This window comes from Chryseobacterium sp. HR92 (assembly GCF_045689405.1).
GTDB classification, from domain to species: domain Bacteria; phylum Bacteroidota; class Bacteroidia; order Flavobacteriales; family Weeksellaceae; genus Chryseobacterium; species Chryseobacterium viscerum_A.
Genome location: NZ_CP139139.1, coordinates 3,478,764 through 3,494,296, shown reverse-complemented (window position 1 = coordinate 3,494,296; position 15,533 = coordinate 3,478,764). Strand labels below are relative to the sequence as shown.

Annotated in this window: 16 protein-coding genes; 12 read left to right on the top strand and 4 right to left on the bottom strand. The window is 36.4% G+C overall.

Annotated features, from left to right (window positions below; all coding sequences use genetic code 11):
- Nucleotides 1-4 precede the first annotated feature (4 nt).
- Nucleotides 5-1,675 (top strand): gliding motility-associated ABC transporter substrate-binding protein GldG, encoded by a 1,671-nt coding sequence (gldG, locus tag SFA27_RS15645; RefSeq protein ID WP_047376919.1) that lies wholly within the window; start codon nt 5-7, stop codon nt 1,673-1,675.
- A gap of 307 nt (nt 1,676-1,982) precedes the next feature.
- On the opposite strand, the gene SFA27_RS15640 is transcribed toward gldG, so the two are convergent.
- Both SFA27_RS15640 and SFA27_RS15635 read right to left on the bottom strand, forming a co-directional pair.
- Complete coding sequence (locus tag SFA27_RS15640) at nt 1,983-2,621, bottom strand: hypothetical protein (RefSeq protein ID WP_047376915.1); 639 nt, start codon at nt 2,619-2,621, stop codon at nt 1,983-1,985.
- Between the two features lie 110 nt (nt 2,622-2,731).
- Nucleotides 2,732-3,160, bottom strand: a complete 429-nt coding sequence (locus SFA27_RS15635; protein ID WP_407293356.1) for a DUF4268 domain-containing protein — start codon at nt 3,158-3,160, stop codon at nt 2,732-2,734.
- A gap of 174 nt (nt 3,161-3,334) precedes the next feature.
- Here SFA27_RS15635 and SFA27_RS15630 point away from each other — a divergent pair, with 174 nt between their 5' ends.
- The 4 genes from SFA27_RS15630 (at nt 3,335) to SFA27_RS15615 (ending at nt 5,291) form a co-directional block, all read left to right on the top strand.
- Complete coding sequence (locus SFA27_RS15630; protein WP_047376986.1) at nt 3,335-3,742, top strand: Rrf2 family transcriptional regulator; 408 nt, start codon at nt 3,335-3,337, stop codon at nt 3,740-3,742.
- An 89-nt stretch (nt 3,743-3,831) separates the two neighbouring features.
- On the top strand, nt 3,832-4,023 hold the full coding sequence (locus SFA27_RS15625; protein ID WP_407293354.1) for a hypothetical protein: 192 nt from the start codon (nt 3,832-3,834) through the stop codon (nt 4,021-4,023).
- A 1-nt stretch (nt 4,024) separates the two neighbouring features.
- Complete coding sequence (locus SFA27_RS15620; RefSeq protein ID WP_407293352.1) at nt 4,025-4,912, top strand: sulfite exporter TauE/SafE family protein; 888 nt, start codon at nt 4,025-4,027, stop codon at nt 4,910-4,912.
- A gap of 88 nt (nt 4,913-5,000) precedes the next feature.
- Nucleotides 5,001-5,291, top strand: a complete 291-nt coding sequence (locus tag SFA27_RS15615) for a putative quinol monooxygenase (protein WP_047376912.1) — start codon at nt 5,001-5,003, stop codon at nt 5,289-5,291.
- A 179-nt stretch (nt 5,292-5,470) separates the two neighbouring features.
- Here the strand turns inward: SFA27_RS15615 and SFA27_RS15610 are convergent, their stop codons facing one another.
- Together SFA27_RS15610 and SFA27_RS15605 are read right to left on the bottom strand one after the other, a co-directional pair.
- Entirely contained in the window at nt 5,471-6,763 is a 1,293-nt protein-coding gene (locus SFA27_RS15610; protein WP_407293350.1) for a T9SS type A sorting domain-containing protein, read from the bottom strand.
- Nucleotides 6,764-6,959: 196 nt separating this feature from the next.
- The gene (locus tag SFA27_RS15605) at nt 6,960-7,766 is read right to left on the bottom strand and encodes a choice-of-anchor J domain-containing protein (RefSeq protein ID WP_407293348.1); all 807 of its coding nucleotides are present in this window, start codon (nt 7,764-7,766) and stop codon (nt 6,960-6,962) included.
- A 95-nt stretch (nt 7,767-7,861) separates the two neighbouring features.
- Between SFA27_RS15605 and SFA27_RS15600 the strand changes: the two genes are divergently transcribed.
- Genes SFA27_RS15600 through SFA27_RS15570 form a run of 7 tightly spaced genes read left to right on the top strand, consistent with a single transcriptional unit; the run spans nt 7,862 to nt 15,479 of the window.
- A complete protein-coding gene (locus SFA27_RS15600) occupies nt 7,862-9,967 on the top strand; it encodes a TonB-dependent receptor plug domain-containing protein (RefSeq protein ID WP_407293346.1) in 2,106 nt (701 codons plus the stop codon).
- A 13-nt stretch (nt 9,968-9,980) separates the two neighbouring features.
- Nucleotides 9,981-11,096, top strand: coding sequence for an HmuY family protein (locus SFA27_RS15595; RefSeq protein ID WP_407293343.1), 1,116 nt, complete (start codon nt 9,981-9,983; stop codon nt 11,094-11,096).
- 21 nt (nt 11,097-11,117) lie between these two features.
- Nucleotides 11,118-11,996: a hemin ABC transporter substrate-binding protein gene (locus tag SFA27_RS15590; RefSeq protein ID WP_407293341.1), complete on the top strand. Its 879-nt coding sequence runs from the start codon at nt 11,118-11,120 to the stop codon at nt 11,994-11,996.
- Nucleotides 11,980-13,020, top strand: a complete 1,041-nt coding sequence (locus tag SFA27_RS15585) for a FecCD family ABC transporter permease (RefSeq protein WP_407293338.1) — start codon at nt 11,980-11,982, stop codon at nt 13,018-13,020. The genes SFA27_RS15590 and SFA27_RS15585 overlap by 17 nt, the downstream gene beginning before the upstream one ends.
- The gene (locus SFA27_RS15580; RefSeq protein WP_407293336.1) at nt 13,020-13,793 is read left to right on the top strand and encodes a heme ABC transporter ATP-binding protein; all 774 of its coding nucleotides are present in this window, start codon (nt 13,020-13,022) and stop codon (nt 13,791-13,793) included. The genes SFA27_RS15585 and SFA27_RS15580 overlap by 1 nt, the downstream gene beginning before the upstream one ends.
- A 2-nt stretch (nt 13,794-13,795) precedes the next feature.
- Nucleotides 13,796-14,446 (top strand): class I SAM-dependent methyltransferase, encoded by a 651-nt coding sequence (locus tag SFA27_RS15575; RefSeq protein WP_407293333.1) that lies wholly within the window; start codon nt 13,796-13,798, stop codon nt 14,444-14,446.
- A gap of 4 nt (nt 14,447-14,450) precedes the next feature.
- Entirely contained in the window at nt 14,451-15,479 is a 1,029-nt protein-coding gene (locus tag SFA27_RS15570; protein ID WP_264518416.1) for a hemin-degrading factor, read from the top strand.
- Nucleotides 15,480-15,533 lie beyond the last annotated feature (54 nt).

Genomic DNA, 15,533 nt, shown 5'->3' with positions numbered 1-15,533 from the left:
AATTATGAAGAAGATCAATGCTAAATCTCCACTGGGAATTTTCTTATTTGCGATTGTTCCTTTAGTCATTATCCTGACGTATTCGGGAATCAGATTAGACTTAACAAAAGAAAAAAGATATACTCTTTCTGATAACACCATCAAAGTACTGGAGTCCGTTAAAAAGCCTCTGACTGTTGAAGTATATCTGGAAGGGGATTTTCCGGCAAGTTTCAAACAGCTTCAGAGCGAGACGAAATTCATGCTGGAAGAATTCAGAAAAGTTAATCCGAAGATTGATTTTAAATTTATCGATCCGATAAAAACAAAAATGTCCCAGGACACCCTGATGGCAATGGGAATGCAGCCGTCTATCCTTCCGGATGTAAAAGATGGAAAGATTTCACAGATTACGCTTTTCCCATACGCTGTGATCAAATATGGAAATGATGGAGCTTCTATACCTTTAGTAGTTCAACAGGCAGGAATTGATGCCGATCAGCAGCTGACAAGATCTATTGAAGGATTGGAGTATAACCTTGTTTCCAACATTAAAAATATTGCAGCAGCAAAGAGAAAGAAAATCGGAATTCTGATCAATCATGATGAATTGAACCCGGATGAATTCCAGGGATTTGTGCAGCTTGCAATGGAAAATTATGATGCAGGACCTATTATTCCTAAAAATCAGACTGAGCTTTCATTGGAAGATATTCCTTTATTAAAGCAAATGAGTGCTTTGGTGATTGCAAAACCAAGAAAAGCCTTTACAGATAACGAAAAAGTAATTCTTGACCAATACATCATGAACGGAGGAAAAACCCTTTGGATGATTGATGCGGTAAATGCTGAAATGGATACCTTAACAAGATCCAAAAAAGTAATGCCCTTCCCGGTAGACATCAATATGACAGACTTCTTTTTCAATTATGGGTTGAGAATTAATCCTGCTTTGGTAAAAGACGTTAAAAAGTTTGCCCTGTTAAGACTGGTTACGGGAGAGGTGAGTGGAAATCCACAATACACAAGCTTACCTTGGCCTTATTATCCGCTTGGAATTGCTGAAAATAATAATCCGGTTACAAAAAATATTAACCCTGTAAAATTTGAATTTCCGACCTCTATTGATACTTTGGGAGGAAGAAAGAATATCAAAACAAAAGTTCTTTTTGAATCCAGTGAAAGAACATTATTGAAACAGGTTCCGAACTATGTAGACCTGAAAGAAATTGCAAGCGTAGACAGTCTTGGACAAATGGAAAAACCAAGTACGCCAAAGATCTTTGCTGTGGCATTGGAAGGAAAGTTTAATTCTGCCTATGCATCCAGAATTGAAAGAAAATCGTATCCTGGTTTCAAAACTTCAAGCCCTGAAAACAAAATGATCGTCATTGCAGACGGTGATGTGGGAAGAAATAAAGTGATCAAAGGAAAACCGCTTCCACTGGGTGTAGATCTGCTGACGAACGAGCAGTTTGGAAACGAGCAGTTCCTTAGAAATGCTTTAGATTATTTGTTGGATGACAGCAACTTGATGGAGCTGAGAAACAGAAATATTGAAGAGAGACTTCTTGACAGACAACGAATTACTGAAGAGAAATCTACATGGCAGTGGCTGAATTTACTGCTTCCGCTGGTAATTATCGGCCTTATCGGAGGATTGTTCTTCTGGTTGAGGAAAAAGAAATTTGGATAGAATATAAAAAGTCCGGAAGAAAAAATCTTCCGGACTTTTTATTATAATACGATTTAATCCTGTTTAGAATCAATTCAGTCTATCACTCCTGAAATAGACTCTATTTATTTTTTCTAAAGACTAATCTGCTAAAAACAAATCAACCAGTAGAATATACTATTCTCTATAAATTTTCCAATGCAGGAAAATTTATTTTTAAGTCTGGATGTTTTTGTATGCTGGACTTAGGTTATTTTCCGGCAATAAAAAAGTTGAGTTCACATCTATATTCAATAATATTTAAGGTTATAGTTTTTAATAGCATAGATTATTGCTGGTAAGCTTCTTTTGGGAGCAAAGCAGCAGTTTTATAATAGCTGATATCACTAGGTATCTGTGCCTGAAGATCCTGAAAAGTATCATAATCATATTGAACCCAGTTTTCTTCATGGTCGGGATCAGGAGTCTTATCTATAGCCAGTTCCAGTTTTCCGTCTTCCTGGTAGCTGCATTCTATAGCTGCATATTTTTCACCGCTTTCGTCCTGTGTATACCAACATTTCACGGTTCTTTCGAGCTGGGGTTCATAAGTTTCGTTATCGATGACCTGTGAACAGATAAAGTTTTCAGGATCGTCCGCTTTGAAAACGGTTTTAGAAATTAAGGGTAGCTCATCTACGGATAAGGAATAGAGTTTATTGGTGGAAATAATAAATCCATCGCCTGTTTCTTTTTTTTCAATATCAAAAAAGTCAGATTTTTCCTTAAGATAATCTACTACCTGCGTTTCGTCTTCTTCGTCACTTAGAAAATAATTGATGTTGTAAACACTGTCTTCATTGATGAATTCAATTTCTTTTAGGAAATCGGAACCTTCCTCATAATAATACAGATGATATTCGTTTAGCTTCACAGCTTTACTTTTGGAGATAATTTCTCCAAAAATGTTTTTGTACACTTTTCTCATTTTTAATCATGTTATTTAGTTTCATCTATTAGTTTAAGTGGTGCTACAAAGATAAGTTTTCTTTTTTATCTAAGCTTGAAGTGCAAAACAGTATTTATTTCGTAAGTATTCTATATATCCTTTATAAAATCCTCATATTCATAGTAAAACCTTTCGAAACCATCCATTTTGTCCACAAAAAACTCAAAAATTTCTTGCCATGTATTTTTGTTGAAAATAGAAACACCATGTTTTTCTATCCATATTCTGCTGATAATCTTACCGTTATCAAGAGTAAAGTATTCTTCTTTTTGAAAATCTCCGGTGAAATCTTTTAAAATATCTTCCAATGACCAGATCTTTTCGTAATAAGCATTTCGGAAAATTTCGTCTTTCATTTCGATATCCAGAGAAACTTCTGCTTTTTTATTGTCGGCAGAAAATTTAAATGCCATATCCTTGATTTTGGTATCATAAAGAATCCATTTTCTGGGAAATGATCTTCCAAAAGCTGTCCAAAATTCCTTTTTTAACTGCTGTGCTTCTTGTTTGCTGAACATATGGCAAACATAATGATTTAATAGGAGAAAGGCAAAAATTTGGTACTGAAACCGTAAAATTACGGATAAGCCGTCTAAGCAGAAATACGTAAAGACAGACTTTAAATTTGCAATTTATCTTTCCGCTTTATCTGTCTTTTTTAAATGTTAAACAATTTTCTTATTTTTGCTGTAATGCTTTCAAAAAAATCTCAATATGCGTTTAAGGCACTTTCATATCTTGTAGAAAAAAGAAATGAAGGTCCAATTCTTATTTCTGAAATTGCGGAACACAAAAAGATTCCTTTAAAGTTTTTGGAAAATATTCTGCTTGAACTGAAAAAAGCGGAAATTCTTGATAGTAAAAAGGGAAAAGGCGGAGGATATTTTCTGAAGGAAAAACCTGAAAATGTGAAACTGGCCAAAATCATTCGTCTTGTAAACGGACCTATTGCTATGCTTCCTTGTGTAAGTCTGAATTTTTATGAAAAATGTGACGACTGCAATGAAGACCACTGCGGACTTCATGATGTACTGATAGAAGTTCGGGATGCTTCACTGAATATTCTGGAGAAAAAAACTTTAATGGATCTGGTCGACTGACCTGGTCCTTTTTTTTGAATTATTAGTCTACTTATTTTGTAGAATAAATATTTTTATCAGATATTTGCAATACTTCAAAGGAAGAAATTATGATTTCAAAAGAAGAAGCACACCGATTACAAAAGCTTACACCTTTCAATACAACAGTGAATACAGCTGCTGCATCCACTTTATCTGAAAAAAAATCTATTTGCAGAAATGCGATTGGCAGACAATTGTTAAATGTCTTTATTCTCGATGATTTTGATAATGAAGTAGTATACTCTAAAATGATTCTGTGATATGGTGATTTCAAGAAAAATTCAGGTAAGGCTTAATGTCCTTTTTGTGACAGCTGTCATTATATCTATTGCTGTTTTTTCAATGTATGAACTGGGATATCTGGATGAACTCCTGGACATCTTAGCAAAAGATAATTACATTTTTTACTGGATGCTTCTGGTAGGAGTTTTTGCAGAAATTGTAGCAGGATCAATGGGAATGGGGTATGGTGTGATCTGTACCACCACACTCATGCTTCTGAATATTCCGCCGCATATTGTGAGTGCAAGTATCCATTCGGCAGAAAGTTTTACGACGGCTGCTGGAAGTCTCAGCCATATCAGATTGAAAAATGTAAGTAAAAGTTTAGTGAAGAAACTTGCAGTACCAGCAGTTATTGGGGCCATTATTGGTGCGATAAGTCTTACTTACCTTGGAGAATATTATGCTAAGATCACCAAAACGCTGATTGCTTTTTATACTTTATATCTAGGGATTCAGATTTTATCGAATGCTTTTAAAGAAAAACAAAGTAAAGCATTGAAAAGAAGAACCAATCTTACCAGGCTGGGAGTGATAGGAGGTTTTATAGACTCTTTTGCAGGCGGCGGCTGGGGCCCTCTGGTAACCGGAACCTTGATTAAAAATGCGTTTACTCCAAGATTTGCTGTAGGAAGTTCTACCGTAGCCAAATTTATTCTCACCATAACAGCTGCTGTTACCTTTTTCTTTACCCTGGGAATTCAGCATTGGAATATCATTCTCGGCCTTTTGATAGGCGGAATTATTACGGCACCTTTTTCAGCGATGCTTACTGCAAAACTTCCTGTGAAGAAAATGTTTGTGATTATCGGAACATTGGTGATTGTGATGAGCTCTATAACTATTTATAAATCAGTTTTTAATTAAAAATTATGCATTGTATTGAAAAATAAAGGGTCTAAAAAGATATTCGGTTTTGAAAATATTTTACTTTTACATCACTAAATATTAGAACATGAATTTACATATCATTGCACTTTTTAAGTTTAATGAAAATTATCTGATGGATGCCGTAGAGCTGTTTCAGAACCTTGTGAAAGAAACAAGAAAAGAAGAGGGCTGTCTGCAGTATGACCTTATTGAAGATAAAGATAATAAAGGAACTTTTTTCCTGATTGAGCTTTGGGAAAGTGTAGAACATCACAACAGACATAATGGCCAAGACCACCTTTTGGATTTCCGTAAAGATGCTTCCAAAATCATGGAGAGCTCTGCAGAGGTTTATAAAGGGTTTAAAATATATTAATGCTATAGAAGAATTTAAAAATTTAAAGATTGAAAGATTGAAAGATTTAATGGATAGTGCATAAACTATTCGTTTCATGAATCTTTAAGTTCACTCATAGCTGGAAAAATAAAAGGCGGTTTCAATACTCTGAAACCGCCTTTTTATTAGAAAAAATAGAAAGTATTAAAATAAAATATTTATTTTACGATAAGCTTTTTCGTTTCCGAATGGCCTCCGTAAGTAATTTTTACAAGGTAATTTCCTGATGTAAGTGTAGAAAGATTCAAATCTTGTTTGTAGAATCCTGCCTGGTTGGTAAGTTCAGCAGAGTATACCTTTTTACCGGTAAGATCATAAACTTCTACATTTCCTTTGTTGCTTGCCTTTTCTTTAACATCAAAAAGAACCGTTACTTTTTTATCAGCTGTTGCCGGGTTAGGATAGATTCCAAAAGATGCCTTTTTTCCAACTTCAGTAATACCTAATGTTTCAGTAATCTTCTTGTATTTGAAATACATATTTCCTGTAGTTGCACCGCCGTTTGTAGTGAAGTACATTCTGTAGTAATCATTTCCTTTTTTGACGTAATATACAACATCACTTTTAACGGTTCCGATCCCTTTCCATGAGTGTCCTACAGTAGTAATAGCTGATGAGAAGCTTGCTGTGGCAGGAATTGTATAAGCTGTTGTAGCCTGAGTTTCCGGCTGTACCATGGCCACTTTGATGTTTGGGCTCTGGATTGCTCCTGAAAGCGGATACATCTGTACACCCATATAGAATGTGTAATATTTAGTAAATATGAAATCCCATGCAGTTCTGGACGGCTCCAGACCAGGAACTTTTGCTCCTGTATCAAATGAGAAATAATTGAAATAAGAATCATCCGTTCCGTTAGCGATTGTTCTGGTTTCTGTAGCTCCCCATGAAGTACCGTTCCATTTTGAATATTTAAAAGTATAACCTGCAAAAGCATCTTCAATGGCAAATTTGATGTATGTTCCTGAAGGGTATTTTAAAACAAAAATAGCTTTTCCCTGAATATGGTGATTGATTGGGTTATAAACTCCCCATCCTGTTGAAGGGATATTAGGGTTTGGTGATGTTACAGGCCCTTGTTCAAAAGCTCCCTGGCTCCAGTCAGTTGTCTGGTCCGGGTTATAAAGCGGATCACCCCATGAAGCTTCGTTGCTGATGCTGATGTTGTCCCAGTCAGCTAAATTGGTTGAGGCAGTGAATACTTCGATATCTTTTGCATCATTTATTCTTGATCCGAATGCGTAGTTTGAATTTCTATAAAAAGCAACATCCCAGGTATTGGCAGGCTGAGAAACCATATTACCATCTGCAAGGTTTACGAACACTCTGTTTTGGTATCCGCTCCCCATTGTCATATTTACCTGTGAGTATCCCTGTGCGTCAGTTTGTGCCAAAACAGTCTGCTGAACAGACATTGCCAATACTGAAGCCAATAATAGTTTTGTTTTCATAACTTATTTTTTAAATCCTTATTTAGAATGGTTCCACAAAAGTATATAATTATTTTTAATGATTCTAAATAAAAACATGATTTTTATCGTGTTTTTATTTTAATCATCTATTGGCTAAGGGAAAATAAGAGCATAAAAAAGCCGGAAGGAGATATCCGGCCGGCTTTAAAAAAGGCAAATAATAGTCTAATAAACCTTATTTTTTGATGAATTTTGATTGGATCAGTTTTCCTTCCGCAGTTTCAATATTCATGTAATATACTCCAGTCTGAAGAGTACTGATGTCGAATTTTTGTCCGTTGGGTTTTCCTTCAGTTGCTTTTTGTCCTGCAGCAGAGTAGATAATTACATTTTTAAGGTCTTTTTTTGATATAAATTCCAATGCTGTTTGATCAGAATTTAATGCATATCTGATGTTTTCTGTTACTTTATTGTGATCATTTACTCCTAAAGAAGCTGTAGTATTATAGACTACATTATCAACCTGAATTGCAACGTGTGTAGCAGTAGGAGTGAATTTAAATACAATATATGAACCTGTGGATGCCGGAATATTTACGCTGATATTCTGTACTGTACCAATAGTGGCTACATTAATAGGACTTCCTACAGGAACAAATGTTGACATATCCGCAGGGTTGGATGCTACTCCTATCTGAATACTTCCCGGACCGGGAGATGGAGATACCAAAGTAGTATCAAAAGTTAAGGTTTTATTTCCGGTTGGAGTTTCAACCTGTGGAGAAATCAGGTAAGAAGAACCTGTTGCATTATTTCCTGCATATGACTGAACGAATCTGTTGGAATCTCCTGCTACAATCATTCTTGGAGGTACAGGAGGAAACTCGCCGGTTATTGGTGCAACTATGGCAGACCATCCAAACTGAGGGAAAGTAGTATTCCCTGCTGTAAAATTATTGAAATTTTCATTGATGTTAGATACCTGAGCATTCGCTGCTAAGGCTGTAAACATCAGAGTTCCTAAAAGTAATTTTAATTTCATGAGATTATTTTTATTTAGAATTATTCCACAAAAATATATATTTATTTTTAATGAGTCTAAATAAAGTTTTATATTTGTCGAAAATTTGTACCCTTATGAAGAAGAAAGTGCTTTCCGTTCTATCATTATCCGTAGTCATATGGATGAATGCGCAAGAAAAGGATTCTCTTAATCAAAAGAAAATTGAAGAAGTTGTTATTACAGGACAGTACATGCAGCAGTCTATTAACAAATCCATATATAAGGTTGATGTCATTGATGCAGAACAGATTAAAAATATGGCAGCCACTAATGTTGCCGAGGTTTTAAATCAAAGTCTTAACATACAGATCACTCCGGATACCCGTTCAGGAAATTCCACCGCCAATATCATGGGACTTAATGGAGATTATGTGAAAATTCTTATAGATAATATTCCGGTAGTAGGAGATACAGGACTGGGAAGCAATATTGACCTTACCAAAATTACCTTAAGCAATATCGAAAGAATTGAAATTGTAAAAGGAAGTATGGGTGTAGAATATGGAAATGGTGCTGTTGCCGGGGTAATCAATATTATTACAAAGAAAACCAGTACAAAAAAAGTAAGTGTAAGAGGCTCCGTACAGGAAGAAACAGTGAGAGACAATTACGATCTTAAGAAAAGAGGGAACGGAAGACATATTCAGAACCTGAATATAGATTATAATATCAGCAACGAATGGTTTGCAAGCATCAATTTCAACCATAACCAGTTTATGGGATATGAAGGAGAAAGCAAAGGCTACAAGTATTTCGGACAGGATAACCAAAGAGGGTATGAGTGGAACCCGAAAGACCAGTATGATGCCTCTGCGTTGCTAAGGTATACAAAAAATAAAACAACATTTTTCTACAAACTGTCCTATCTTAATGAGAATTTTAACTTCTACAACCCGGAAGTAAGTCGTAATCCGCTTAATGACGGGATGGGTGGAGTATCTTATGAGAGCAGAGACAGAAAGTACAATACTGACCGCTGGGTGCACCAATTTAATATTCAGACCAATCTGGGACATATCCGATACCTGGGAGATTTCTCCTATCAGAATCAGGACAGAAAATATTATGACTACAATTACGATATTCCAAACAGAGCGATAAAGAGCCGTCAGGACGAAAAATCTTACTATAAAACAGATGTTATCTATTCAAGAGGAATGTTCAGTAATTTTCTGGATAGTAAAGTTTTTGATTTCCAGTTGGGTTATGAGCTGGATTACACTAATGGTTATGCTGCTTTGATCGCCGGAGACTTCTTTGGTGAAGCAGTGAAAAGAAAGATATTCACCTATTCCAATTTCCTTTCTGCAGAATGGAACGTTTCAGACAGATTTTCTTTAAGACCGGGAGTAAGGCTTTCCCTTAGTGAGAACTTTAACAATCAGTACAACTACTCTTTATCAGCAAGATATAAAACTTCCGAGAATTCAAATCTTAGAGCCATCGTGGGATCTGCAAACCGTTTTCCTAAATATGATGAGCTGTACACCTATTTTGTAAATCTTAACCATGATGTACAAGGAAATCCGGATTTAAATCCTGAAAAAGGATTCTCAGCAGGACTTTTCTGGAATCAGAACTTTTCTGTAGATAATGGCTGGAAAATCGCTTACGGAGTGGATGCATTATATCTGGATGTACGTGACAGGATTGAAATGGTAGTGGTAAAACAACCTTCTACCTACAAATACATGAACCTTAATACCTATAAAAACCTATTGTTCTCAGCCAACGTAGATTTTAGAAAAGATCAGTTTGCCCTGTCTTTAAGAGGTTCTGTAAACGGTACGTCGGTATCAATGAATGAATTAACATCTTCTTCTCCTACAGATTTCCAGTATTTGGTACAGGCAGGAGCTTCAGCAACCTATAAACTTAAAAATACCGATACCAATTTTGCTCTTTACTACAAATTCACAGGTCCGGACAGAATTTATGTATCTGACGGAGCAAGCGGCTTCCGTCTTGGAAAAGTAGACAGCTTCCATATGATGGATTTCATTGTAAGCCAGCCTTTCTGGAATAAGCATTTTGAAATTTCCGCCGGAGTAAAAAATATATTTGATGTAACAAGATTAAACTCTACAGCAGTTGCCGGCTCAGCCCATACAGCAGCGAATGGGTTTGTTAATCTATACTATGGCAGAAGCTATTTTGCCCGATTAATGTTTCAATTTTAAATAAGTTACTGTTATGAAGTATTTAAAAATATTATCTGTTCTTTCCATCATGGCTGCCACACAGTCTTGCCTCTCTGCAGATGAAGATCCGGTTCCGGTTCCTCCTATGACCGGATCAGAAGTGAATGTAAAAATCGGTGGCCCTACAGAACCTAATCAGGTTTGGATTGATCTGAGTGATTACACCAATCCGGCTGTTAACAGCAGAACAGATTGGGATCTTGGTTTTTATACAGGAGATGAATTTCGTGTAATTATGAACGGATCTCTTGCTATGACGGTTATTAAAATACCAGATGCTACCGATATCAGTAAAGTAAAAGATACTGATACAGCAAGCTTGAAAGAAATTGCTCAGGTGGGAACATTTGATGCTGCCAATATGAAATATGTTGACAACCCCAATGGAGATTTTCTGCATCAGACTTCAGGAATTGATGCCATCAAAGAAAATGATGCTGATAATCCTGTTTATCTGATCAATCTTGGAAGGGAAATACCTTCAGCAGCCAATATCGGGGCAGGTTCCGTTTCATTGTCCGGTGATCCGAGAGGGTGGAAAAAAATTCAGATTCTAAGAGCTCAGAATGGATATAAAATCCGTTATGCTGATGTGAATGCAACAGGAGCTGATATCAAAGAATATATCATTACTAAAGATACAGAATACAACTTTTCGTTCTTCAACCTGAAAACAGGAACTCCGGTAAAAATTCAACCTAAGAAGAAAAAATGGGACATCGCGTTCACAACATTTACCAATGAAGTATTCATGGGACCTACAACTAGTGCAGGAAGCTACTTCTACGCAGATTTTGTAACTACTAATACATTGAATGGAGTAGGTGCTTACCAGGTAAGCGTTACAGGAAGTCTGGATCAGGCTTACACTGCATTTAAACTGAAAGACGTTGAGCCTGCCAAATTTGTTTTTAATGACCATAGAGCCATTGGAGATAAGTGGAGAACTACTACCGGTACAGCAACCAATCCGGTTCCTTTTGTGTATTCAGACCGCTTCTTTGTGTTGAAAGACGCTGAAGGTTTCTACTTTAAACTGAGATTCAACAAAATGAAAGACGAAAACGGAAACCGTGGTTACACCAATTTTGAATTTGAACCTTTATAAATAATCAAATAATAGTATATCATGAAAAAATTCATCCTTGCAGCTTCTGTACTTGTAGCAGTATATTCTTGCAAAAAAGCAGAAGCATCAACGAAAGAAAATACAACAGAAGCTACTTCTGAAGCACCAAAAACCAACAATAAAATAGTAACATTAAACGGTGGAATTACTGAAATCGTAGCTGCTTTAGGCCATGAAAAAGAAATTGTAGGAACGGATGTTACCAGTACCTATCCCGCATCTTTAAAAGCTACGGCTAAAGATTTAGGGCACATGAGATCAATGACGATTGAGCCCATCATGGCTGTTAATCCTACTTTGATTCTGGCTTCTGATAAAGATATCAATCCGGAATTAATGGGGAAAATCAAATCTTCAGGAATTCAAACCGAAGTTTTCAAACAGGAATATACAGTAGAAGGTACTAAAAAACTTATTGAACAAGTAGCAAAAGCGATCGGAAATACAGATTATCAGAAACTAAATGATAAAATTGATGCTGACTTAAAGCAAGTACAGCCCATTGCTAAAAAACCAAAAGTATTGTTCATCTACGCCAGAGGAAATATGCTGATGGTGAGTGGCAAAAATACACCAATGGCTTCATTGATTACTCTTGCAGGAGGTGAAAATGCCGTTACTGATTTTGAAGATTTCAAACCATTAACACCTGAAGCCGTGGTAAAAGCTAATCCTGATGTATTGTTCTTCTTTGAAACAGGCTTACAGGGAGCAGGAGGTAATGAAGGCGCTCTTAAAATGCCGGGCGTTTCCCAAACCAATGCCGGGAAAAATAAAAAGATCATAGCAATGGACGGAGGTTTAGTATCAGGTTTCGGACCGAGACTAGGAGAAGCAGCAGTAGGATTAAACAAACTTTTAATTGAAAACACAAAGTAAACTATACTTTTATCTTATTATAAATGCCATATTGCTGGGTATTCTGGCAGTGGTGGCACTTTATATCGGCGTTTATGATTTTAACGGGGTATCACCGTTCACGGTTTTAAGCAAGTTTATTGAAGGAGATCCGGATCTGTCGCTAAGTGATAAATATGTCATCTGGGAAGTAAGAACTTCCAGAATTATTATGGCTATTCTGGTAGGGAGCATGCTTGCCGTTTCAGGAACCACATTGCAGGGACTTTTTAAAAATCCGCTGGCAACTGGTGAAGCAATTGGTTTAACGTCGGGAGCAACATTATTGGCTGCATTTGCTATTGTTTTGGGAGGGCATTTTAAGCAGTATCTTCCTGAAATTGTACAGTTTTCCCTGGTAGGGATTTCGGCTTTTTTAGGAGCTTTGCTGGCGATGATGCTGGTGTACAGAATTTCTACAAGTGCAGGAAAAACAAATGTGGTGATGATGCTTTTAAGTGGTGTTGCCATTACCTCCATAGGGTTTTCAATTACAGGATTCCTTATTTATATTTCAAAAGATGAACAGTTGAGAGACCTTTCATTCTGGAATATGGGAAGTCTGGCTGCTGCCACATGGACAAAAAATATCGTTTTAACAGTAGTTATGGTTATTTCTTATGCAATTTTACTTCCTAAAGGAAAGGCCTTGAATGCCATGATGTTGGGAGAAAGAGATGCTCAGCATTTGGGAATCAATGTAGAGAAACTGAAAAAACAGATTGTTGTTATCACTTCATTAATGATAGGTACATGCGTTGCATTTTCAGGAACAATTGGTTTTGTAGGTCTTATTGTACCTTATATTTTAAGACTTTTATTTAAATCAAACTACGTGTTCATTTTGCCGTTGTCAGCAGTTATGGGAAGTATTTTGCTTCTGATTGCCGATACCATCAGCAGAAGTATTGTGGCACCGTCAGAACTGCCTATCGGTATCTTAACCTCTTTGATCGGAGGACCTATTTTTATTGCTATTTTAATTAAATTTAAAAAATCACTCTAATGATAAAAGCACATCAAATTAATTATCTGCACAAGAATTTTAAAATTCTTGACAGTGTTGATGTCTCTTTAGGGTATGGCGAGTTTTTAGCAATCGTTGGACCGAATGGAGCAGGGAAGTCAAGTCTTTTAAGTGTTTTGGCAAATGAAGTAAAAGAAGGAAAAACTAATATTGTATTCAAAGAAAAATCTATTGCAGACTGGGCAGTAAAAGAGCTGTCTCAGCATAAAGCCAAGTTTTCGCAGCACAATTCCAATGAAATTCCTTTACAGGTAAAAGATGTAGTCATGATGGGAAGATATCCTTATTTTGACGCTCAGCCCGGTAAAGAAGATCTGGAGGCCATGAATAATATGATGTATGAAACAGATATTTTTCATCTGAAAGACAGAGATTACAACACCCTGTCCGGAGGAGAAAAGCAACGGGTACATCTTTCAAGAGTAATGGCACAATTACAGAACGAGATTATCCATAAGCTGGTTTTTCTGGATGAACCATTAAACAATTTGGATATAAAACATCAGTACAAGGCGTTGGAAATTATCAAAAATTTTACGAAAAAAGCCAACAGCGCCATTGTTGTTTTACATGATCTGAACCTTGCCGCACAATTTGCAGACAAGATTTTATTGATGAAATCAGGAAAAGTTTCCGCCTTTGGAACTCCACAAGAAGTTTTTACGGCAGAAAACATCAGCAAAGCCTATAATTTTCCCTGTACCATCTGCGGACACCCCATTACGAATAACCCAATGATCATTTTTGGATAACTATGGAAAAAGAAGAACTTAAAATCCTTGCACAGAATCTTGCCAATCCTCAGGGCGAAAAAGGTATTGAGATTGGTGAGATGATGAATGCTACAAACATCAGCATGACGCTAGAAAGCATCAGAACCCTTGTAATGGAAGACGATCAGCATATCCTTGAAATAGGACACGGCAATGCCGGGCACCTGAAAAGTATCATGAGTCTTGCTAAAAACCTCAGATATACTGGGATTGATATTTCTGAAACCATGCATAATGAGGCCAAAAGACTCAATAAAGAATTTGAAAGACAGGCAGAATTTGTCTTGTATGAAGGTAAGAAGCTTCCTTTTCAGGACAGAACTTTCGATAAAATATTTACAGTCAATACCGTTTATTTCTGGGAAAATCCGGTAGAATTTTTAAATGAGATCTACAGGGTTTTAAAAGATGACGGAACATTCGTTCTTACATTCGGGCAAAGAGATTTCATGGAGAAACTTCCGTTCACAGAATATGATTTCACCCTGTACAGCAACAATGAAATGGAAGAACTGATTTCCAAAAGCCATTTTAAAAGAATGAAAATTTCCGAAAAAGAAGAAGAAATAAAAAGTAAAACAGGAGAAGAAACAATACAAAGAATTTATACAATTTTAACCATAAAAAAATAAAATAATGAGCACATTAGTTAATGATTTAAAGGAAAAATGGGAGGCTCTGAAAGCAGAAAACCCACACATAAGAATAAGAAATGCCGCTGCACAGTTAGGGGTAAGTGAAGCAGAATTATTATTGACCAGTGTAGGAGAAGAGGTAACTGTTTTAAACGCAGATTTCCCGGGAATTCTTACAGAAGCTGAGCAATTGGGAAAAGTAATGGCTCTTACCCGTAATGATGAATGTGTTCACGAAAGAAAAGGAACTTACCTGAATGGAGATTTCAGCAGCCCGCACGCACAGCTTTTTGTTGGAGAAGACATTGATCTTAGAATTTTCCTTAACCACTGGAAGTTTGCTTTTGCAGTAGTGGAAGGAGATAAGAAGAGTCTTCAGTTTTTTGGAAAAGATGGTCTGGCATTGCACAAGATCTATCTGACAAAAAACAGTAACGAAGAAGCTTTCGATGCATTGGTTGGGAAGTTCAAAGCAGAAGATCAGAATCAGGCTTTTGTATTTGAAGCGGCGGCTCCAAAACAGGCTGAAAAAGCAGATACTGAAATAGATGTGGAAGGCTTCAAAAAAGCCTGGACAGAATTGAAAGATACTCATGATTTCTTCATGATGACAAGAAAATATGGTGTAAGCAGAACACAGGCACTAAGATTAGCTCCGGAAGGATTTGCTAAGAAAATTGATAATGCTAAAGTGGTCAACATCCTTGAGGATGCTTCTGAAAAAAATACACCGATCATGGTTTTCGTTGGAAACAGAGGAATTATTCAGATTCATACAGGGAACGTGAAGAAAACACTTTGGCACCAGCAATGGTTCAACGTAATGGATCCTGATTTCAACTTACACCTTGATGTAACGAAAATTGCAGAAGCATGGATCGTTAAAAAACCAACTGAAGACGGAGAAGTAACAGCTATCGAGGTATTCAACAAAGAAGGAGACTTTATCGTTCAGTTCTTTGGAAAAAGAAAACCTGGAATTCCTGAGCTTCAGGAGTGGAAGGACCTTGTAGCAGGATTAGAAAAATAATAATTAGATGATTTTGAATGAGACCGTTTTGTTTGTAAAATTCAAAGCGGTCTT

Coding starts and splice junctions, on each gene's coding strand:
- gldG (WP_047376919.1), top strand. CDS start 5: ATGAAGAAGATCAATGCTAAATCTCCACTGGGAATTTTCTTATTTGCG.
- SFA27_RS15635 (WP_407293356.1), bottom strand. CDS start 3,160: ATGTTCAGCAAACAAGAAGCACAGCAGTTAAAAAAGGAATTTTGGACA.
- SFA27_RS15570 (WP_264518416.1), top strand. CDS start 14,451: ATGAGCACATTAGTTAATGATTTAAAGGAAAAATGGGAGGCTCTGAAA.
- SFA27_RS15615 (WP_047376912.1), top strand. CDS start 5,001: ATGAATTTACATATCATTGCACTTTTTAAGTTTAATGAAAATTATCTG.
- SFA27_RS15600 (WP_407293346.1), top strand. CDS start 7,862: ATGAAGAAGAAAGTGCTTTCCGTTCTATCATTATCCGTAGTCATATGG.
- SFA27_RS15575 (WP_407293333.1), top strand. CDS start 13,796: ATGGAAAAAGAAGAACTTAAAATCCTTGCACAGAATCTTGCCAATCCT.
- SFA27_RS15640 (WP_047376915.1), bottom strand. CDS start 2,621: ATGAGAAAAGTGTACAAAAACATTTTTGGAGAAATTATCTCCAAAAGT.
- SFA27_RS15590 (WP_407293341.1), top strand. CDS start 11,118: ATGAAAAAATTCATCCTTGCAGCTTCTGTACTTGTAGCAGTATATTCT.
- SFA27_RS15595 (WP_407293343.1), top strand. CDS start 9,981: ATGAAGTATTTAAAAATATTATCTGTTCTTTCCATCATGGCTGCCACA.
- SFA27_RS15620 (WP_407293352.1), top strand. CDS start 4,025: ATGGTGATTTCAAGAAAAATTCAGGTAAGGCTTAATGTCCTTTTTGTG.
- SFA27_RS15580 (WP_407293336.1), top strand. CDS start 13,020: ATGATAAAAGCACATCAAATTAATTATCTGCACAAGAATTTTAAAATT.
- SFA27_RS15610 (WP_407293350.1), bottom strand. CDS start 6,763: ATGAAAACAAAACTATTATTGGCTTCAGTATTGGCAATGTCTGTTCAG.
- SFA27_RS15630 (WP_047376986.1), top strand. CDS start 3,335: ATGCTTTCAAAAAAATCTCAATATGCGTTTAAGGCACTTTCATATCTT.
- SFA27_RS15625 (WP_407293354.1), top strand. CDS start 3,832: ATGATTTCAAAAGAAGAAGCACACCGATTACAAAAGCTTACACCTTTC.
- SFA27_RS15605 (WP_407293348.1), bottom strand. CDS start 7,766: ATGAAATTAAAATTACTTTTAGGAACTCTGATGTTTACAGCCTTAGCA.